We start from the raw sequence: 19,785 nt of genomic DNA on the forward strand, positions 1-19,785 counted from the left end.
AGAGACAACTCAATTGATTTACGAAACCCGTTTGTGTTCGGTTCCGTATAGAAAGAAAAAAGAAAGGACTGACCTATGGACTCCATCGTTTTAGAATACCGACTCTATAAAAATGAGATCTCGTTCGAGCCACTTTACCATTATACATCGCTCGGGCTTGATGAAGTACTTGCTAGACGCGAATGCGAATTTTTCGTCAAAGACGGCATGACGTACAAACAACGCTCGTCCGCGCTCGAAGGCGATCAATATTTCTTGATTTACGTCGACCGATACACGGAAGGACCTGTGGATAAGAAAGCAACTGACGACATCAAAGTCGAGATTCGTACGCTCGACGACCGGTTCGACAACCCGCTGCTCGAAGCGTACTTCGTCGACCGCCACCTTGACGCGCTCGCCATGCTCGGCAGCGAGTATTTATACGTCGCCGGAAACGAATATGCGCGCGACTCGGCCGAGACGGACGAGGACCGTGGCGTCTACGTCATCTATGTCACCCCGACTGGCTATACACTGGAGGAAACAACATGAAAACAAGCAAGAAGATTTTAAGCGGTCTCTCGGCCGCCGTCTTGACAGCGTCACTCGCGGCGTGCGGTACGGACGAAACGCAACAAGCGACGTTACCGGAAGAGCCAACCGGCTATGAGTGTGACGACTGGGAATGGGACGATGAAACGGAATCATATTACTGCGACGACAGACGGTCCCCGCACTTCGGGAGCTTCTTCTTACTCGGCAGTCTGTTCAATTCAAAGAGTTCGCTAAAAAACTCGTCCGCTTATAAAAACTACCGCTCGAACGGTGGCGCGAGCAGCATCACGCCGAACCGATCGAATTCAGGGTCAAACTCGGGACTCGGCAGCGGCTCAAAAGGCGGCTTCGGGGGATGAATCGGCACGACTTGTTCGGCCAAATCCCTTACTTTTGGCCCGACTTGAACGACGAAGAATATGCACTCTACGATTGCCTCGTCTACACGCAAGACGAGGTCGACCGCATCCGGGAAGCGACGCGCGCCGTCGATGCCATCTTCCGGAAAGCCAATCGATTGTTGCGGACGCTTCCAGACGAGACGCTCCGTCTGCTCGGTTATCCGGAGGCGAGCTTGCCGTTCTTGCGTGACAAAGCGCTCCCGCAAGAGACGATCATCGGCCGTTATGACTGGATCGTCAAAGACGGTGTGATCAAACTGATGGAGTTCAACGCCGACACGCCGACGTTCATCAAAGAACTGTTCGATGTGAACCGGTATGTGACGACCGCGTTCGGGCTGAACAACCCGAACGCGGGCGCGACAGCCGAGCTGAAGACCGAACTCCGTAAAGCCGTCATCGCGGCGTGGCAACGATTAAATCGCGACGGGACACCCAAAATCGTCTTCACGTCACACGACGACAACATCGAGGACAAATGGACGACCCGCTTCCTCCAAGAGACGCTCGACTTGCCGTCAGAGTTCGTCCCGCTCGACCGGTTGCTCGTCGACGTGGACGGCGTCTATACCCCGTCGGGCGAACGGGTCGACGTCTTGTACCGCCAGACGTATCCGATCGAGCACTTGGTCGACGACCGGGCGCCGAACGGCGACTTGATCGGCATCCGGCTGCTCGAGTTGAATCAAGCGAAGCACGTGTCGCTCCTCAACCCGTTGTCCGCATTTCTCATGCAGTCCAAAGGCGTCCAAGCGCTCATTTGGGAACTGTATGAGACGGATACATATTTTGACACAGCGGAGCGCCAGGTCATCCGGACTCACTTGTTACCGACTTATCTCGAGGCGGACCCATTTTTAGGCCAGAGCGCTTACGTGCAAAAACCGGCCTTCGGACGTGAAGGCGACTCGGTCATTTTGTATACCGAAGACGGCGTCCCGTTCCATAAAGAAGTACTGCAGACGTATGCCGAAGAAACAGCCGTGTATCAACAATTCAACGAGCTACCGACGCGAACGACGAACACGGTCAACGGTCCGCTTGCGACGCACTACATGATCGGCTGCTTTTGTCTGAACGGCCACCCGTCGGCGCTCGGCGCCCGGGCCGGAAGCATGATCACGAACAACCAGTCCTACTACCTAGCCATCGGCACACCAACTCACGAAGGAGATTAACACATGACATTTATCACGCTCGATTCAATCTTGAGCTTCCTGGCTCACCTCGGTACCGGGTTCGGACTTATTTTAGCAGGACTCGTCGTGTTCGCCCTGACGACAAAATATTCGGAACGAAAACTCATCAAAGCTGGCAACGTCGCCGTCGCCCTCAAACTTTGGGGCAAAGCGCTCGGCCTCGCCATCGTCATCTACACAGTTTGGGCGAACAGCGTCAACCTGCTCGACGCCTTCATCTGGGGACTCGTCGGGATCCTCGCCCAAGTGCTCGCTTTTTGGACGTTTGAGTACGTGCTCACGCCTGGCGTAAACTTGGAGAAAGAAGTCGAAAACGGCAACCTCGCCGTCGGTGTCAGCCTGTTCTCGGCCTCGCTCGTCGTCGGCATCATCGTCGCCGCGAGTTTGACGTACTAAACAAACAGCCCATGCGCTCAGGTAGCGACATGGGCTGTTTCATATAGAAAGGAAGAATTGGATGTTCAAACGAAAACTAATTTGGTCTTTAGTGATTTGCATCGCGATTGTCGTCATTTTTTCAGGAATCGGTAGTTATTTTTATGAGAGACACCAATTGAAACGTTACCTGGCAGACAATGATTTTCACGCATACGAATATCACAAAACAGATGACGCGACACTTGCCCTCTTCACAAATAAAGATGGGACCATGCTCGGCCTCGCTGAAATGAGTGTGGACGGCTACGGTTACGGAACTATAGAGACCCTCGACGTGGATCCGTTTGACTATATCTATTCGAGTGACGAGTCCAATAACTATTTAGGCATCCGCCTTAACAAACAACCTCAGAACGTTGCCTATCTCCGTATCATCGGAGATCGTATACAAGAACAACACATCCTCAATCGTACCGAAGATAGTGACTATGCTGACACACACATCATCGAGTTGCGAAACCGTCCAACATCCGACTGGATCCTTCAAACGTTAGATCAAAATGAGCAAGTACTTGACTCCATCGACTTATGAAAAACTGAACAAGGAGGGGCAAGATGTCAAAACGAGGACTCGCGTTATTCCTTACAGGTATGATCATCATCATCGCCATTTCAGTCACGGCCGGCGTCGGGTATTATCAGGACGAGCAACGAAAACAACCTTTGGCACAGGCGCAACAAAAACTGCATGAGCACATGACCGCCCAAGGCTGGTACACATACGTAGAAGGCAGCACCGTCGTCTTATTTACGAATGAAGACGAGACGATTCTCGGTCTCGGTATCATGAATTCAGATGGAGGCTTCAGCGCGTCGACATGGGACACGATTGAAGAAAAACCGTTCGATTCGATTCACTTTGGCAATACGACTGATGAATACATCGGTATTCGCTTCAACGAAAAACCGGAAGATGTGGCTTACGTGCGACTAAGCGGTTCGGATTGGAGCGAGACATACACCGTGAACGACCCTCGAGACGAAGGATACGTCATGTCTTACTTGATCACGCTCGATGAATCACAACGGGGTAGATTCAAGACACTTGAGACGCTTGACGGCGACAGAAATGTGATGCACGCGGAAGAATTATAAAACCGCAAACCGATGACCGGTTCGCGGTGATGTGGCGACTGTTTTCGCAATCGTCTTTTCTTATGCTTTGGCGAGCACGGCCGATGGACCGAAGAACTCGTAACGCGCTTGTGGAATCGTTTGGACGACCGTCTCCATCATCGCGGTCGGGCCGCACGTATAGACGTCATGACCGTCGACATCGAGTGCTGTAAGCTGTGTCGCGCTCATGCAGCCAGACACCTCATCGATGTGTGTGATGAGCTGAAGTCCCTCATTCACGAGTTCGTCGAGCTCTTCACCGAGCGGACGAAGGTTCGCGCTACGGACGGCGTGTAACAGTGTGACCGAGCGCCCTTGACGGAGCGCCGTCTTCGCCATATTGAACAGCGGCGTGATACCGATCCCGCCAGCGACGAGCGTGAGCGGACGGTCCGTGTCTTCCATCGTGAACTCGCCTGCAGGCGCGCTCATCGGAATCTCTGTACCGACTGTTTGCTCGTGAAGCCAGTTCGAGACGAGCCCTTCCGCTTTCGGCGCAATCCAGTAGCCGTCTTCTGTCGTCTCGACGACGCTGTATTGACGGTGATGTAAAATGTCTTCCCCGGCGATGCGAGCTTGGACTGAGATGTACTGGCCCGGGATGGCCACACCGACGACACCGTCGTTCGCGACAAGACGGAACCGTTTCACTTCCGGCGTGTCTTCGATGACTTCAGCGACCGTGAACGGCTTGAAGCCGATCCATGGTGCATCGGCGTACATTTGTTTCTCGAGCGAGATGAAGACGTCGGCGATGACACCGTACGCTTTTGCCCAAGCTTCGATGATTTCAGGCGTCGCCGCTTCACCGAGAACGTCTTGAATGGCGCCGAGCAAGTTAGCGCCGACGATCGGATAATGTTCCGGGCGGATGTTCAAGCTTTTATGTTTATGAAGCGCCGGTTGGATCGCCGGTAAGATCGCTTCGAGACGGTCGATATGGACGGCGGCCGCGTAGACGGCGTTGGCGAGCGCTTCTGGCTGGCGGCCGCGTTGTTGGTTCGTATGGTTGAAGAACTGACGAACTTCTGGATTGTTTGCGAACATGCGCTTATAAAAATGACTCGTGATGGCGACACCGTGGTCTTTCAAGACCGGTGCCGTCGCTTTGACAATTTCAATCGTTTGTTGATCTAACATAAATATTTCCCCCTTTTTGAAAGTACACATTTATTATGTGAGTTTCGTCACGCTAAAGCAATATATAAAATACTTGTTTAAAACGAAGTTCAACTTTTCGCCTCGATTTCGCCACGCTTTTTTCACATCTCCGAACATCGCACTTTCGAGAAATGTCTTGTACAATGGACGAATAAGAGGTGAACGATCATGCGGCTCACGCAAACGTGCGACTACGCACTCCGAACATTAATGTACAGCGCCACCTTCTCCCATCGTCTCGTGACGATCCAAGAAGTGGCTGACCAATACCAGATCTCAAAGAACCACGTCATGAAAGTCGTCTATGAGCTCGGCAAACACGGCTATCTCGAATCGGTCCGCGGCCGCGGCGGCGGTTTCCGGCTCGCCCGTCCAATGGAAGACATCAACGTCGGTGACGTTGTCCGAACGATGGAGCCGCTCGAGCTCGTCGAATGCTTCGGCGAAGGCCGCTGTGTCATCGCACCGGCGTGTGACCTTCGGAGCGTCTTGAACGAGGCGATGCTCGCTTTCCTGCACGTGCTCGACCGTTACACGATCGCCGACCTGATGGCGAACCGGACGAATGAACTAGCGCTGTTACTTGGCGTACAAAAGCCGACGGACATTTAGTCCGCCGGCTTTTGTTGTACAGGTGACTCTCAAACGTGACTGCGCTTTGTATAGTGGTTACCACCATCGCTTCAAGATTTTTTGAGCATATAGCTCATGGGATGTCAGCTCGATAAAATCGTCCAACCTGTTCATCCTCTCACCTTTATTCGCCTCACAGCATTTTATAGCGGCTTCAGTTTTCTCTCAATCTCCGCTCGTTTCGGCTCTAAGAACGGTGGCAACGCCAGCCGTTCCCCGAGCGTCTCGACCGGCTCGTCGGTCGCAAACCCCGGTCCATCGGTCGCGAGCTCGACTAAGATGCCACTCGGCTCGCGGAAGTAAATCGACTTGAAATAATAGCGATCAATCAGCCCGGAATGGCTAATGCCGAACGCATCGAGTCGCTCAACCCAACGCCCCATCTCGCCATCGTCCTCGATGCGAATCGCGACGTGGTGGACGCTGCCCCGTCCTGGCCGTTCCGACGGTAGATCGGGACGACCGACGAGATGAATCTCCGTCGCCACACCTCCGTCGCCCGTCTCAAAGACACGCACCGCTTGACCGTCACGTTCGAACTCGGTCGAGAAGCGATAGCCGAGCACTTCTGTCAACACCCGTTCCGTCTTCTCCGGCCGCCGAACCGTCCATTCGCTAAATCCGAGACCGAAGACGGCAGCGTCAACAGGGACTGGTCCCTGTCTCCATGGCGTACCCGTACCACCTTCCACGAGACAGAGCCGTTGCCCCTCCTCATCCTCAAAGTAGAGCGTCGGCCGGCCCAGCACGTCCGTCACTTCGTCATGCAGCACACCGAACGCAGCAAACCGCTCAAGCCAGTACGGCAACGCCCCTGCTGGCACCCGGAGCGCCGTCCGTGAGATACTGCTGCTTCCTCGATACGTCTGCCCGAGAAACGGTAGCTCAAAAAACGTCAAATCCGTCCCCGGTGCGCCCGTCTCGTCCGCATAAAACAAGTGGTACATCGACGGATCGTCCTGATTGACTGTCTTTTTGACGAGCCGCATCCCGAGAATCTCCGTGTAGAATCGTAAATTTTTCTTGGCATTCCCCGTCATCGCCGAGACGTGATGATGTCCTAAAATCGCCTTCATCGACCTCTCCCCTTTCACATTTGATTCTATTGTACCACCCGTAAATAAGTAAAGTCAGCTTTACATTAAGTAAAGTTTGCTTTACACTGTGAATAGAAACAAGAAATGAGGTGGCGCTATGCCATTAGTCAATCGCGTCAAAGAGTTGCGGGCCCGGCATCAATTGACTCAAGGCGACCTTGCGGCCAAGGTCGGCGTGACGAGACAGACGATCATCTCGCTCGAGAAAGGGAGCTACACCCCGTCGCTCCTACTGGCGATGCACATTGCCAGCGTGTTCGAGGAACCGGTCGAATCGATTTTTACGATTGAGGAGGAAACAGAATGAAACACATCATCGTTCAATCAATATCGAGCATCATCTTGTATATACTGATGGCGTTCGCTATCGTGTCATTCGCTTCAGGAGTCACACAGTCGATGGCGTCCTTTGAAGCCGGAGTGTTCAAGCTAGAGTTCAATTTTTTACCGTTCTTATTATTGATCATTTTCTTTATCGTTTGGACGGTATACTCGTTCCAGACACGCCCGAACCAAAAGATGAGTTTCGGCCAATGGTCGGTCCGCATGACCGAGTTCAGCGAAGTCGACGAACGCGAGGCGTTGATCACGGCGAAAGCGACGAAAGCGGCCTACGTCTCGTTCAACATCTCGGTACCGTTGTTCATGCTCACATTTTTCTTTTATCCGGTCTTCCAGGAATCCTGGCCGACGTATCCGGTATTCGCGCTCGCTTCGACGCTCGTCATCGCGACGCTCGTGTATATGACGACATGGATCCGCGCTTACAGACAGTAAGGAATTCACCTCGAATTCCTTTTTTTGTGTCGATTTTTCGTCGAGTCGGGCGTCGTGATTGCCAATTTTGGCTCGTCGTGCTTATATATAACTAAATGGTTATATACTAATTCGTTGAAGGAGTCTTGTCTTGTGAAAACCGTCGATTTGACGACCGGACGTGTGCAGAGCGTCATCTTGGCGCTCGCCCTTCCGCTCGTCGGCAGCTCGCTCTTACAGTTCACGTATAGTCTCGTCGATATGTTTTGGGTCGGTGCGCTCGGTAGCGACGCCGTCGCCAGTATCGGTGCGGCCAGTTTTTATATTATGCTCGGCCAGGCGATTCAATCGTTACTTGTCGTCGGCGCCGGCATCAAAGTGTCGCAAGCCGTTGGCAGGCGGGACCAACAGTTGATTCAACGTTACGTCAAGGCCGGAAAACGAGGTAACCTCGTCCTCGGCCTGTTCTTCTTGACGCTCCTCGTCGCCTTTGGTCAGACGCTGATTGGCTTTTTGAATATGAACGCACCAACCGTCGAGCGGCTCGCTTACAGCTACTTGCTCGTAAGCGCACCGATGCTGTTGTTCTCGTTCTTCAACTTGCTGTACGCCCGCATATTCAGCGCTTTCGGCAATACGACGACGGCGATGCGGATCAATGCGACCGGGGTCACGCTCAACATGATCTTGTCGCCGCTCTTCATCTATCCGCTCGGTCTCGGCGTGCTCGGGGCGGGTCTGGCGACACTCGTCGCCAATGCCGTCATGTTCGGCTTCTTCTGGCATCGGGCTCGCGCGCTCTTTGACTGGGACGAGACGGTCGAACCCGTTCGCGCCGACTATACAGAGATCGTTCGCCTCGGCTTCCCGATGGCGACCCAACGCGTCCTCTTTACCGTCATCAGCATCTTTCTCGCCCGCATGATCGGATCGTACGGGACGGAAGCGATCGCCGCACAGCGCATCGGCCTACAGATCGAGTCGATTGCCTACATGATGATCGGCGGACTGAACGGGGCGATCGCGAGCTATACCGGCCAAAATATCGGCGCCCGACAGATTGAACGCGTGCACGAAGGGTATCGCGTGACGACGCACCTCGGTATGCTCTATACCGGGCTGATCACGCTCGTATTCCTCTTCTTCCCGGACGTGCTCATCCGCGCCTTCGTCGATGATCCGACTACGATCGAGATCGGGGCCAGCTATTTACGTATCATCAGCGTCTCCCTCATCTTCGCCTCGCTCGAGATGATCGGGAACGGTTATTTCTCAGGACTCGGGCTACCGAAAATCCCGGCGATGATCTCTATCGTCTTCACCGTCGCGAGGATCCCGCTTGCCATCCTCCTCGAGCCGTATCTCGGCATCGACGCCATCTGGTGGAGCATCGCCATCTCGAGCATCGTCAAAGGGCTCGTCTCGGCACTGTTTGTTCGACTAAAGAAAAAGGAAGTGACTTCACTTGCAGAAGCGATTTAAGCAATTATCCAAGCAACTTCTCACGAGCGGACGGTTCGCGATCGAACGCGAAATGCTACGTGTGACAACAGACGGGACGCTCGCCGTGACGAAACATCCGTCAAGTCTCGGCGACAAAGCGACGCACCCGTATATTACGACCGATTTTTCCGAGAGCCAGATCGAACTGATCACGCCGACGTTCCCGACCGTCGAAGCGGCACATAACTTTTTAGAGACGCTTTATGACATCACGGCGCTAAATATCGGCGATGAGCGGCTTTGGCCACAGTCGATGCCGTGCCCGTTGCCGGACGGCGGCGTCATCCCGCTCGCCGACTTCGGCAGTTCCGGTATTGAGGCCGGCCGTTACCGTGAACATCTGCTTCAAAAGTACGGGGCGAAAAAACAGCTCATCTCCGGGATCCATTTCAACTTCTCGTTCTCGGACGAGTTGATCGCCGCGTTATATGAAGGGTCTCCCGAGCAATATGACCGCTTCAAAAACGAGCTCTATTTGAAGCTCGTCCGCAACTATTTGCGCCTGCGCTGGCTCGCTGTCTACTTGCTCGGCGGAACGCCTGCCGTCCATACGAGCTACGAGGAACGTTGCGTCAGCCAAATGCAGGCGTTGAACGAGGACGTCTACTCGAATACGACGGCGCTGTCGTACCGAAATAGTGACTGCGGTTATACGAACGTCGAACCGCTCTATCCGAACTATGCGACGCTCCCAGACTATGCGAGTAGCGTCCGCCGTTTGATCGCCAAAGGCGACATCGCCAACCCGAACGAGCTGTACTCGCCGATTCGACTGAAGACGTCACGCGGCGGAAATGACCTCGACCGGCTCGAGAAGAACGGCATCGATTATATCGAGATTCGCAACATCGACCTCAATCCGTTCGAGAAGACCGGTATCGCACTCGATGATTTGCGATTCCTGCACGTCTTCTTGCTCTATTTAGCGTTGAAAGACGAGACTGACTTTGCGGACTGGCAAGCCGAGGCGTTCCGTAACCAACAGCTCGTCGCCAAAGAGGGCCTATCGCCGTCACTCGTCCTCGAACGTGATGGCGAGCCGGTCGCTCTGCAAACGTTCGCCCGTGACCTCGTCGCTGACATCGAGTCGTTCAACGCGCAACACGACCTCGGTTTTGCTGACGTCTTCGCGTCCGTCCGGGAACGGATTGACAACGTCGAAGCGACCTACTCGGCCCGGCTGACAAAAGTCATGACCGACGAAGGCTATACGACCTGGTCACTCCGCCAAGCCGAGACGTATTATGAAGATGCGTTCGCCAACCGGTTCCGGATGCACGGCTATACGGACATGGAACTGTCGACGCAAATTTTGATGAAGTCGGCCTTAAAACGAGGTTACGCGGTCGATGTCGTCGACCGGGACGACCAATTCATCCGTCTTCGTCACGGCAATCGGGTCGAGTACGTCAGACAAGCGACGAAAACGTCGAAAGATAACTACGTGTCGGTGCTGATGATGGAAAACAAGACGGTGACAAAACATGTGCTCGCCGAACACGGCATCCACGTCCCTGGGGGTGTCGAGTTGCGCAGTGAAGACGACTTGCGTAACGTCTGGTCCGAGTTTTCCGCTCAGCCGATCGTCCTGAAGCCGAAATCGACGAACTTCGGGATCGGCATCCACATCTTCAAAGACGGGACGACGCTCGACGAGGCGCTCGAGGCGTTCCGTCATGCCAACACGTTCGACGACGTCGTCTTGCTCGAGACGTTTTTACCGGGGAAAGAATATCGTTTCCTCGTCATCGGTGATAAGGTCGCCGGCATCTTGCACCGCGTCCCGGCGAATGTGACCGGGGACGGTGTCTCGACGATCCGCGAGCTCGTTGCGAAGAAAAATGAGGATCCGCTCCGCGGCAAAGGCTATAAGACACCGCTCGAGAAGATCGAGATCGACGACATCGTCGTATCGTTCCTGCGTCCGCAAGGCAAAACTCCTGACAGCGTCCTCGCTGACGGCGAACGCGTCTTCTTGCGCGAGAACTCGAACATTAGCACAGGTGGCGACAGCATCGACTATACGGACCAAATCTCTGACTTTTATAAACAGGTCGCGGTCGATTCGGCGAAAGCAATCGGTGCCACGATTTGCGGCGTCGATATGATGATCCCGTCGCTTGACGCAGAAAATGACTACGGCATCATCGAATTGAACTTCAACCCGGCCATCCATATACATTCCTTCCCGTACGAAGGGAAAGAACGTCCCATCGGCGAGACGGTGCTCGATTTGTTGTTTGACTGATCAGGTTGGAAGGACGCTCAATTCGGGAATAAGGACTACATCGTTTCAAGTCGGTGTACCGTACTTTCTCTAGAGAGGAGTCTTTCAAATGGGAACGGTCAAATCGCACGTCGAAGGTAAGACGTTGGTTGTTGAGCGGAGTTTCAAAGCGCCACGTGAGCTCGTGTTCGAGGCATTCTCAAGCCCGGCTCACTTAGAGGCGTGGTGGGGACCTGCGGGATGGAAAACAGACATCCGCACGTTTGAGTTTGAACCGGGTGGGACATGGCATTATTGCATGACCTGTGTCGATGAGGACCAAGTCGATTATGTCGGGATGGAGTCATGGGGCAAGGCGACGTTCCTTGAAATCGATCCCCATTCCCGGATTGTCTACCTTGATGCTTTTGCAGACGAGGCGGGGAACGTCAATCCCGACTTCCCGGTCATGACGATCACGAACGAATTTATCGACATTCCGGACGGGACGTTGCTCGTCAGCCGCTCCGAGTTCACAGACGATGCTGCTCTCAAACAGGTCGTCGAAATGGGCGCCGTCGAAGGCTTCTCGTCACAACTCGATCGTCTCAACGCCATCGTCTCGAGATAACCAAAACCGCCCGCACCTCGGTTGAGATGCGGGCGGTTTTTTGTTAAAACAGAAAATAACTGACAATCAAGATGAGCGTGAAGATGAACACCATCCCGATGGCGAGCGCGACGAGGCTCATCTTCGCCGACTTGAACTGCTGCGAGTTGATCGTGTGCACTTTCTTCAAGTACGACCGTGTCCCGACGAGGATCGTCGCGATGCCGAAGATGATCGACAAAATGCCGATCGCCGTGATCAGTTGATGCTCGGCCCCGCTCAAGTTCTCACTTCGATAGTAATGAAAGTTCGTCACGAGGAAGCCGATCCCGATGACGGTGATGGCCGTCCGGATCCAGGCGAGGAACGTCCGCTCGTTGGCGAGGTGCTGTTGAATGTACTGTGAATCGACCGTCTTCTCTAAATCTAGTTTCATAACTTCCCCTCTTTCTAGCCGTCGTAGTCGATCAACCGATTTTTTAAGCATAACTCGACCGTCTTCGGACTGATGCCGAGTTTCTCTACAATCTCGATATTGCCATACCCGAGCGTCGTCAAACGTACAATTTCCGACTCACTTCCTTCTTCCATCATATCCCCACAGGTAAAAAACACCAACTATTCAAGCATACAGAAACCGGACGTGATGGATTCACGTCCGGACCGGTTCATTATTTTTTTGTTTGTTCGGACAATACTTCGACCGTCGCCTGCATATACTTGAGGCCATGCTGGACCGATGGCTCTTTCAGCCAACGAACGAGCGAGAACAACGTGATGTTGCGGTCGTCGCGTTCGGCCCGTGCTCGGATTTCGGTGAGCATCGTGCGCGTGGCGTCGGCTTTTTCTTTTACCGGTGCGACATATTCATCGACCCGTTGACCGATCAGTTCTCGTGTCTGCTCGTCCCCGTAGACGTCTTGTGCGAAAGCGAGCACCTGTTCAAGCTGGTTCGTCACCTGGAGCAACATCGGCAACTTCTCGGCGAGCTTGACCGCCGCCTCGAGCGTCTCGACTTGTAAATTCGATGAGTCGAGGAGCGTGTCGACTTTTTGTCTCACTTGCTGGTCGTTCATCGTCGCCATCCCGAAATCGACGGCGTCTTCGAGGCGGCGAAGCGACTTCTCAATCTCGGGCAATCGTTCGACGAGGGAGACGAGCGCTTGCTCGACGTCCGGCCGCGTCAACACAGATTCTAGTGTCTGTTCTTTCGTTGGTGTACGTTCCATCGTCTTCTCCCCCTTTCTCACATCGTCCCTTTCAACATCCCGTTCCAATACATGACTGGAAGAAAGTCTTTTTTCAAGATATACATGCTGTGGCGTTCTTTCGCTTGATTGAACGGCATCGACTCTTGTGGTACTTTCTCGTAATCGAACTCGGCCAAGATGAGTTTGTTGTAGCCTGTGACGATCGGGCAAGACGAGTAGCCGTCATACGACGCGACCGGGACTTGGCCATACATGAGGTCACCCACATTTTTAGCGACGACGGGTGCTTGTTTCCGAATCGCGGCCCCGGTCTTCGACGTCGGTAAATTCGTGCAGTCGCCGAGTCCGAAGACGTTTTTATACTGTTTATGTTGAAGCGTGTACATATCGACATCGACCCATCCACCCGCGTCCGCCAGCTTGCTTTCTCGAATGAATGTCGGTGCTTGCATCGGTGGCGTGACGTGAATCATGTCATAGCCCACCTCGAACGTTTCCCCGCTATCTAACTGTTCAAAGACAGCGACTTTGTCGTCTGCTTTGATCTCAATTAAATTGACACGGAAATGTGTGTCAATCCGTTTTCGTTCGAGTACTTTTTCGAGCGCCGTCCGATATTTGGCAACATCAAAGATAGCCGGGTTGGCCGATCCGAAGACGATTTTACTGTTATCGCGGACACCTGTTTTCACAAAGTAGTCTTCCGCCATATACATAATTTTTTGCGGGGCCCCGCCACACTTCACAGGTGATGCTGGGTGCGTGAACAACGCGGTACCGCCCTCAAAACCCCTAAGGGTATCCCACGTGTAGTCGACGTGTTGATACGAGTAGTTGCTACATACTTGTTTCGTCCCAAGCGCTGCTTCTAATCCTTTGATCCGACCCCAATCGATTTCAATCCCCGACGCGACGACCAAGTAGTCGTAATAAATCGTCCCGTTGACAGCCGTCTCGACTTGATTGGCTTCTGGGTCGAAGCTGACTACCTTGTCCTGAAGCCATTTCGCACCTTTTGGGATGAGTGTCGCCATGTCTCGCTCCGACTCTTCTTTTTTCGCGGCTCCGGCTCCGACGAGCGTCCAAAGCGGTTGATAGTAGTGTTTCGTTTCAGGATCGATCAGCAAAACCTCATCGGCTAAATGATGTTTTTCACGAAGCAGGCGCGCAGCGACGCTAATCCCTCCGGTACCGGCTCCGACGATGACAACTCGATAATGAGTACGCATAAAGCAATTCCCCTTTCGTTTCCGTAGATGACCGACAAAATTATGTCAATTCAGTGAACTTACCCACGCCTTCAGCATAGTTGAAAGCGCATACAACTTATATAGGGGAAGTCCCTCAATTTCTCCCGGACTATAGGACGCAACTATGATCGTCGTCATCTAGTCATGAAGTCCCCCAGTTGTTCTCCTGGGTCAATCTGTGAGTTAAATCACTTCACCCGACGTGATTTCCTCATCAAAACGGCATAGGGGATTCCCCTCATTTGACGAGGAAAGTATTGACTCCATTATACCATAGGGGGTATAAAATGGTTATCTAATTTTTTAGGAGGACTTTTTCACAATGACACAACGACCTTATCATCCGCTCTACTTCTTATCAGCACTCGGTAACGGCGGGCTCGCCGTCTCGTTCTTTATGTATTTCATGTTTTTGATTCCGCATCCAGATTCACCACTCCCCCATTTCGATCATTTGCGGGCCACGTTTGAGAAAGGAGGAACTGCACAAATTCTCGTTATCGCTGTCTCCCTCATCATCTTGGCGCTCGCGGTGAACCATTTCCGCCTGCTCATTTGGAACGTCCGCTCGTTCCACACGTACAAGCGAACGTCGGCTTATCAGACTCTCAAAAGCACTCCGGGTGAAGTGGCGGTCATGGCCGAACCGCTTACATACGCGATGAGCGTCAACGTCGTGTTCATTCTCGGCGCCTTGTTCGTCCCTGGACTATGGGCCAACGTCCAATCACTCTTCCCGTTCGCCTTGCTCGCATTCTTGGCAATCGGCGTCTACGCGCTCGTGCTTTATGTTCAGTACATCTCCAACGTTATGGCGAACGGTAAATTTCCGGTCGACAACTTGAATCAATTCGGACAATTTTTAGGAGCGTTCGCGTTTGTCATGGTCGCTGTCGGTTTAGCGAGCCCTGCCGCGATGTCGACGACACCATGGGTCTATGTCACATCGACGGTCGCCTCCCTCTTGTTCTTAGCGCTCGTCAGCGGTATCCTCCTCTTCTTCGGCGGTATGAGTTTACGTGCCGTATTGGCGAAAGGTCTGGCCAAACCTGGCGCACCGACCGTCTGGTTACTGATTCCGATCTTCACGCTCACTGGAATCACGTTCGTTCGAATCTATTCGATGGTGTCGCACCGGCTACTCGAGACACATGTCAACACGGCGCTACTGTTCGTCGTACTCGGCTTCCTGTTCATGGCGAGCACTGCCGTCGGCTTGATCGGATTCCGTGTATTGCGTCGTCTCGACTATTTCAACGAACAGCCTGATGGCGCGGCGAGCTTCGGCCTCATCTGCCCAGGTGTCGCCTACGTTGTCCTCGGTATGTTCTTCGTCCACTGGGGACTCGTTCAAAACGACTTCATCACAGCGCATAGTCTGATGCACTACGTCATCTTGTCACCGCTCGTATTCGTCCAAGCGAAGACGATCCAATGGCTCATCACACTGTCGGTCAAACACCTTTCACTACGAAAAAACGTATCCAAACTTGAGGCCGCGTAAGCATCGTTCCTCAACAAAAGCCCTGTCGAAACGATTGTTTCTTCAGGGCTTTTGTTATTGTTGATGGGAGAGTACCTCGAACAACTTGTCGAGCCGAGACGTATCGATGTCTAAAAACGCATCCCCGACACTGATCTCGGTCGAACAATGACCGTCATGCGGCACGACGTACCCGGTGATGCCGATGCCTGTCTCCGTTTGGACACGCTCGATCCAATTCGAGACGGTTTCTGCGTCCCCATTCATATGAAGGTGGAACATGTTCGTCACCGGCACATCCGGCGTCGTCCAGACACCGTCGAGCGCATTGAACCGGGTTGCGAGCGCTTTGGCATGTTCGTAGTACGTTCCCATTCGGTCTTTCCTGAGCTCATAGTAGTAGTCGGCCGGGGTGATGTACGGGTATAAGCCGATCAAGTCGCCGCCATAGCGCCGTTTCCAGATTCTTGCCTCGTCACAGAACGCTTTCGGTCCGCCCAAAATCGCCCCGGCGACACCGCCGATCCCTTTGTAGAACGAGACGTAGACGCTATCGAACAAGGCGCATACTTCTTCGGCCGTCTTCTCATAATATGGTAACGTCTCGAACAGGCGGGCCCCATCGAGATGCAGATGAATCCCCCGATCCCGGCAGTGCCGGCTGATCGCTTCAAGCTCATCAAACGGTGGCAAATAACCGCCGAGCTCACGTTGCGGCAACTCGACCAACAGGCAAGCGACGTCCGGTAACGCCTTCACTTCTTCAAGCGTCATCAATCGGTCCGCTCCCCCGATCAAAAGCGGCTCGAGGTGATGCAGCTGTCTCAACCCGTCTTGTTCATGAATCTCCAAGTGACAGAGCGGATGATAGGCGACGCTTCGATTAGCCGTCTCGTCTGACCAGATGCGTAAGGCAATCTGTTGTGCCATCGTGCCGCTCGGAAAGAAAACAGCGGCTTCCGTCCCGAGCCGCGTGGCGAGCTTTTGTTCGAATTGTTCGATGACCTCACCCGTCCCATAATGGTCGCTCGTTTGCTCCGGGTCGGCTTGCTCGAACGCGCGCTGTAAGACGCCGACGTTCCGTTTCCCGTGCCCGCTCAGTTGATGCGTCGTCTGTTGATATGACGTCCGTAAATCCATGTCATCCCCTCCAAAAGAAGCCCCTTGTCACGAGACAAGAGGCCAAGATTTAGTCGCGTACGCGGACGATCAACTTGCCTCGTACTTTCCGCGTCTGAAGCTGTTCGAGTCCGTCTTTCAAGCGGTCGAACGGCAATACGTCGGTGACGAGGTCGTTCAGTTCACCCGTTTCGAGCAGTTTCATCAACTCCTCGGCCATATACGCCAAGTTGCGAATCGCGCGCTCGTCTTCGCTCGCATGGGCCGCACCGAGGGCGACTTCATGGATCGATGGTGACAGCGTGAACCCTTTCATGTTCGACATGTCAGGCGGACCGGCGATATGAGCGAGCTGTCCGCTGAACGCGAGGCGATCGAGATCGGCTGTCGCCACGTCGCGGCCGACCGTGTTCAAAATCAGATCGACACCACGGCCGTCCGTCAGTTCCATGATTCGTTCCGTCACGTCCTCGACGTTGTAGTCGATTGCGACGTCGGCGCCGAGTGATGTGACCCATTCAAAGTTTTCCGGCGATGCCGTCGTGAATACTTTGAGACCGAGCTTTTTCGCGAGCTGAATCGCGTAGCCGCCGACCCCGCCCGCTCCGGCGTGGACGAGAATCGTCTCTTTATCGCGCGTGTTCAGCTTCTGCATGACCGCTTCATACGCCGTCATGCCGGCACAAAGAATGGCTGCTGCCGCTTCGTCGCTCACGTCTTGCGGTACGACGGCACAAGCACGCGCGTCGACGACAGCGTACTCGGCGAAACCTCCGTTGTTCGCGAGACTCGTATGGACGGCGATGCGTGAGCCGGTGATGATGTTGGCGATGCTCGAGCCGACTTCGACGACTTCGCCGACGAGGTCGACGCCGAGGATGTGCGGGTATGCCCAGTTCGGGTTGCCGTTCGTGCCGACTTTATAGTCGACCGGGTTCAAGGCGACCGCTTCGACTTTGATGAGCAGTTCGCCCGCGCCCGGGGTCGGTCGTTCGATGTCCCCGAGGTGCATATTTTCTAAGCCAGGTTGTTCAAGTAGCCATGCTTTCATGATTAGTACGCTCCTTCCGAATATGTCAGTTCATACGAATGCGAGTAGATCTCGACGAGGTTGCCGAACGGATCTTCACAGTACACCATCCGGTACGGCTTATCGCCCGGGTAATACTCGCGGATCGGCATCCGTTGTTTGCCACCGTGGGCGACAATCTTCTCGACGAGCCCTTCGATGTCTGGGTCTTGGACGCAATAGTGGAAGATGCCTGTTTTCCAAAACTCAAAATTATTCTCCGGTTTCTCGTTGTTCGGGAACTCGAACAGCTCGATGCCGATCTTGTCACCGGTCGACATGTGGGCGATGCGGAACTTGCCCCAGCCCGGGCCGAACACGTCGGTGCACATGACGCCGATCGGTGAGTCATCCTCAACGACGTCCGACGGCTGCATAATCGTGTACCAGCCCATCACGTCTTCATAAAATTTCACTGCTTCCGTCACACTGGGGACTGATAGCCCGATATGTGAGAATGTACGTGGATAAGTCAAATTGATCCGCTCCTTTTTGGTTGCTCATTTGGGTCGATAACGATAAGATACCTTCATCGTAGCAAGAAAAAAAGTACGCACATTGAAGTAACTACCCGAAAGCGAGGCGAACTGAACATGACGACCCCGTTCCCCGTCAACAAGGCGCTCGACATCATCGGCGGTAAATGGCGTCCACAAGTGTACTGCACGCTCGAGACCGGCCCGCGCCGCTTCTCGGAGATTCAGCGCGCCATCCCCGACGTCAGCCGCAAAGTGTTGACCGACCAACTGCGCGAACTCGAACAGCTCGGCATGGTCCGACGCGACGACTATTCGACCGACAAACAGCTCCACGTCGAATACTCCCTCACCGAGGAGGCGTTTAGCCTGCAACCAGCGATGAAGGCGCTCTGCTCTTGGGGCGAAACCCGAGACGAATAAACCCTCGCCAAGTTTTCCGGCGAGGGTTTTGTCATGACGCGAATAGGCTGATGAGGTTCCCGTCCGGATCGACGACGATGGCGTAACGTTGTCCCCAAAACGCGTCCCACGGCTCACGATGAATCACGTATCCTTGTTTGAAGATAGCTTCAAACAGTGTATCGAGCGCTTCACGGCTGTCGCACAGGAAAGCGAGCTCGACCCGATGCCCCGATGCCGGTTTCCATTCCCCATACACCGACTCCTCCACCTCGACTGTGTCAAAGGCGAGCCGGACGCCGCCTTCGTCAACTTCAACGTGCGCTTCCCCGTTCATTGATACTGGAATCGACAGTCCGAGCAGCCGATAGAAGTCGAGCGCTCGCTTCATATCCTCGACGACGATGCCGACCATATCTAGTTTGATTCCCATGTGGTCACCTCACTTCTTGAATTGATGGTACTATCGAAAGTGTAGCACCTATCTATCCTTTTGAAACGAGGAAATCACTATGACGTATAAGTTCGCTTTGATGACACAAGCGCAGGCCGAAACAATCGCCTTCAGTTGGCATTACGATGGAGAGTATGCTTTTTATAACATGGAGGCTGACGAAGACGACTTGGCCGAGTTTTTAGACACCGAACAACGAGGGCAATCGGTATTCGCCATCACGAACGATGGCGAACTGGTCGGTTTCGTTAGCGTGCATCAAACAGACGCCGATACGATTGACCTCGGTTTAGGCATGAAGCCAGGTCTGACCGGAAACGGGACCGGACGAGCGTTCGTCACCTCGATTCTTGATTTCATCGAATCTACGTTCGACCCAAATCGTATCACCTTGTCGGTTGCCACGTTCAACGCGCGGGCGATTCGCGTGTATGAAGCTTGCGGGTTTCGACAAGTGGCTTCGTTTCAACAAGACACGAACGGGAGTACGTTCGACTTCATCGCATTAGAACGCAAAAAGCGCCCTCAGGATAGATTGAGGGCACTGAAAAACCTCCGCTCTATCCGAGCGTGAACAGAAAAAAGGGCGATTGGACCGACTCAAGTCGGGACAATCGCTCTTTTTCCTTGCCCTTATCCTGTTTTTTCTTTTGAGAGGGTGATG

General features: G+C 53.7%; 25 protein-coding genes. 15 read left to right on the top strand and 10 right to left on the bottom strand.

Annotated elements, in window-relative coordinates; all coding sequences use genetic code 11:
* Nucleotides 1-75 precede the first annotated feature (75 nt).
* From EVJ20_RS09005 to EVJ20_RS09030, 6 genes are all read left to right on the top strand, one after another.
* Complete coding sequence (locus tag EVJ20_RS09005) at nt 76-534, top strand: hypothetical protein (RefSeq protein ID WP_016508356.1); 459 nt, start codon at nt 76-78, stop codon at nt 532-534.
* The gene (locus EVJ20_RS09010; RefSeq protein WP_070328267.1) at nt 531-896 is read left to right on the top strand and encodes a hypothetical protein; all 366 of its coding nucleotides are present in this window, start codon (nt 531-533) and stop codon (nt 894-896) included. Before EVJ20_RS09005 ends, EVJ20_RS09010 begins: the two co-directional genes overlap by 4 nt.
* Nucleotides 893-2,116 (top strand): glutathionylspermidine synthase family protein, encoded by a 1,224-nt coding sequence (locus tag EVJ20_RS09015; RefSeq protein ID WP_131507950.1) that lies wholly within the window; start codon nt 893-895, stop codon nt 2,114-2,116. The genes EVJ20_RS09010 and EVJ20_RS09015 overlap by 4 nt, the downstream gene beginning before the upstream one ends.
* 3 nt (nt 2,117-2,119) lie before the next feature.
* Nucleotides 2,120-2,533 (top strand): DUF350 domain-containing protein, encoded by a 414-nt coding sequence (locus EVJ20_RS09020; RefSeq protein WP_016508299.1) that lies wholly within the window; start codon nt 2,120-2,122, stop codon nt 2,531-2,533.
* A gap of 61 nt (nt 2,534-2,594) precedes the next feature.
* Nucleotides 2,595-3,107: a hypothetical protein gene (locus EVJ20_RS09025; protein ID WP_070328269.1), complete on the top strand. Its 513-nt coding sequence runs from the start codon at nt 2,595-2,597 to the stop codon at nt 3,105-3,107.
* 23 nt (nt 3,108-3,130) lie between these two features.
* Entirely contained in the window at nt 3,131-3,670 is a 540-nt protein-coding gene (locus tag EVJ20_RS09030) for a hypothetical protein (RefSeq protein WP_131490266.1), read from the top strand.
* A gap of 60 nt (nt 3,671-3,730) precedes the next feature.
* Here EVJ20_RS09030 and EVJ20_RS09035 read toward each other — a convergent pair whose 3' ends face one another.
* Nucleotides 3,731-4,831, bottom strand: coding sequence for a globin domain-containing protein (locus tag EVJ20_RS09035; RefSeq protein ID WP_131507952.1), 1,101 nt, complete (start codon nt 4,829-4,831; stop codon nt 3,731-3,733).
* Nucleotides 4,832-5,020: 189 nt separating this feature from the next.
* On the opposite strand from EVJ20_RS09035, the gene EVJ20_RS09040 reads away from it, so the two are divergent.
* The gene (locus tag EVJ20_RS09040) at nt 5,021-5,464 is read left to right on the top strand and encodes an RrF2 family transcriptional regulator (RefSeq protein WP_131458772.1); all 444 of its coding nucleotides are present in this window, start codon (nt 5,021-5,023) and stop codon (nt 5,462-5,464) included.
* 164 nt (nt 5,465-5,628) lie between these two features.
* Here the strand turns inward: EVJ20_RS09040 and EVJ20_RS09045 are convergent, their stop codons facing one another.
* Nucleotides 5,629-6,561, bottom strand: a complete 933-nt coding sequence (locus EVJ20_RS09045) for a ring-cleaving dioxygenase (RefSeq protein ID WP_131490269.1) — start codon at nt 6,559-6,561, stop codon at nt 5,629-5,631.
* A 118-nt stretch (nt 6,562-6,679) separates the two neighbouring features.
* On the opposite strand from EVJ20_RS09045, the gene EVJ20_RS09050 reads away from it, so the two are divergent.
* The 5 genes from EVJ20_RS09050 (at nt 6,680) to EVJ20_RS09070 (ending at nt 11,678) form a co-directional block, all read left to right on the top strand.
* A complete protein-coding gene (locus EVJ20_RS09050; protein WP_131490270.1) occupies nt 6,680-6,889 on the top strand; it encodes a helix-turn-helix transcriptional regulator in 210 nt (69 codons plus the stop codon).
* Nucleotides 6,886-7,359, top strand: coding sequence for a hypothetical protein (locus tag EVJ20_RS09055; RefSeq protein ID WP_131490271.1), 474 nt, complete (start codon nt 6,886-6,888; stop codon nt 7,357-7,359). The genes EVJ20_RS09050 and EVJ20_RS09055 overlap by 4 nt, the downstream gene beginning before the upstream one ends.
* Nucleotides 7,360-7,491: 132 nt before the next feature.
* Entirely contained in the window at nt 7,492-8,820 is a 1,329-nt protein-coding gene (locus tag EVJ20_RS09060; protein ID WP_070328279.1) for an MATE family efflux transporter, read from the top strand.
* The gene (gene gshAB, locus EVJ20_RS09065) at nt 8,804-11,089 is read left to right on the top strand and encodes a bifunctional glutamate--cysteine ligase GshA/glutathione synthetase GshB (RefSeq protein ID WP_070328280.1); all 2,286 of its coding nucleotides are present in this window, start codon (nt 8,804-8,806) and stop codon (nt 11,087-11,089) included. Before EVJ20_RS09060 ends, gshAB begins: the two co-directional genes overlap by 17 nt.
* Nucleotides 11,090-11,177: 88 nt before the next feature.
* Nucleotides 11,178-11,678, top strand: coding sequence for an SRPBCC family protein (locus EVJ20_RS09070; protein WP_070328281.1), 501 nt, complete (start codon nt 11,178-11,180; stop codon nt 11,676-11,678).
* Between the two features lie 43 nt (nt 11,679-11,721).
* On the opposite strand, the gene EVJ20_RS09075 is transcribed toward EVJ20_RS09070, so the two are convergent.
* From EVJ20_RS09075 to EVJ20_RS09090, 4 genes are all read right to left on the bottom strand, one after another.
* Nucleotides 11,722-12,093 (bottom strand): YidH family protein, encoded by a 372-nt coding sequence (locus EVJ20_RS09075; RefSeq protein WP_021066029.1) that lies wholly within the window; start codon nt 12,091-12,093, stop codon nt 11,722-11,724.
* Between the two features lie 14 nt (nt 12,094-12,107).
* A complete protein-coding gene (locus tag EVJ20_RS09080) occupies nt 12,108-12,248 on the bottom strand; it encodes a LuxR C-terminal-related transcriptional regulator (protein ID WP_236636340.1) in 141 nt (46 codons plus the stop codon).
* Between the two features lie 80 nt (nt 12,249-12,328).
* The gene (locus EVJ20_RS09085; protein ID WP_131507956.1) at nt 12,329-12,886 is read right to left on the bottom strand and encodes a hypothetical protein; all 558 of its coding nucleotides are present in this window, start codon (nt 12,884-12,886) and stop codon (nt 12,329-12,331) included.
* 17 nt (nt 12,887-12,903) lie between these two features.
* Complete coding sequence (locus EVJ20_RS09090) at nt 12,904-14,097, bottom strand: FAD/NAD(P)-binding oxidoreductase (RefSeq protein ID WP_131507958.1); 1,194 nt, start codon at nt 14,095-14,097, stop codon at nt 12,904-12,906.
* A gap of 343 nt (nt 14,098-14,440) precedes the next feature.
* Here EVJ20_RS09090 and EVJ20_RS09095 point away from each other — a divergent pair, with 343 nt between their 5' ends.
* Nucleotides 14,441-15,622 carry a TsoY family (seleno)protein gene (locus EVJ20_RS09095; protein WP_131507960.1) on the top strand — a complete coding sequence of 394 codons (1,182 nt, stop codon included), beginning with the start codon at nt 14,441-14,443 and terminating at the stop codon, nt 15,620-15,622.
* A 54-nt stretch (nt 15,623-15,676) separates the two neighbouring features.
* On the opposite strand, the gene EVJ20_RS09100 is transcribed toward EVJ20_RS09095, so the two are convergent.
* Genes EVJ20_RS09100 through EVJ20_RS09110 form a run of 3 tightly spaced genes read right to left on the bottom strand, consistent with a single transcriptional unit; the run spans nt 15,677 to nt 18,265 of the window.
* Complete coding sequence (locus tag EVJ20_RS09100) at nt 15,677-16,741, bottom strand: threonine aldolase family protein (protein ID WP_131490274.1); 1,065 nt, start codon at nt 16,739-16,741, stop codon at nt 15,677-15,679.
* A 49-nt stretch (nt 16,742-16,790) separates the two neighbouring features.
* Nucleotides 16,791-17,771, bottom strand: coding sequence for a zinc-binding dehydrogenase (locus tag EVJ20_RS09105; RefSeq protein ID WP_131490275.1), 981 nt, complete (start codon nt 17,769-17,771; stop codon nt 16,791-16,793).
* 2 nt (nt 17,772-17,773) lie between these two features.
* A complete protein-coding gene (locus EVJ20_RS09110; RefSeq protein ID WP_070328288.1) occupies nt 17,774-18,265 on the bottom strand; it encodes a lactoylglutathione lyase family protein in 492 nt (163 codons plus the stop codon).
* A gap of 117 nt (nt 18,266-18,382) precedes the next feature.
* Here EVJ20_RS09110 and EVJ20_RS09115 point away from each other — a divergent pair, with 117 nt between their 5' ends.
* Nucleotides 18,383-18,688, top strand: a complete 306-nt coding sequence (locus tag EVJ20_RS09115) for a winged helix-turn-helix transcriptional regulator (protein ID WP_070328289.1) — start codon at nt 18,383-18,385, stop codon at nt 18,686-18,688.
* A 31-nt stretch (nt 18,689-18,719) separates the two neighbouring features.
* Here EVJ20_RS09115 and EVJ20_RS09120 read toward each other — a convergent pair whose 3' ends face one another.
* The gene (locus EVJ20_RS09120; protein WP_131507962.1) at nt 18,720-19,100 is read right to left on the bottom strand and encodes a VOC family protein; all 381 of its coding nucleotides are present in this window, start codon (nt 19,098-19,100) and stop codon (nt 18,720-18,722) included.
* A 79-nt stretch (nt 19,101-19,179) separates the two neighbouring features.
* Here EVJ20_RS09120 and EVJ20_RS09125 point away from each other — a divergent pair, with 79 nt between their 5' ends.
* A complete protein-coding gene (locus EVJ20_RS09125; RefSeq protein WP_131507964.1) occupies nt 19,180-19,695 on the top strand; it encodes a GNAT family N-acetyltransferase in 516 nt (171 codons plus the stop codon).
* Nucleotides 19,696-19,785 lie beyond the last annotated feature (90 nt).

The organism is Exiguobacterium sp. SH0S1, assembly GCF_004337165.1.
Classification (GTDB): Bacteria; Bacillota; Bacilli; order Exiguobacteriales; family Exiguobacteriaceae; genus Exiguobacterium; species Exiguobacterium aurantiacum_A.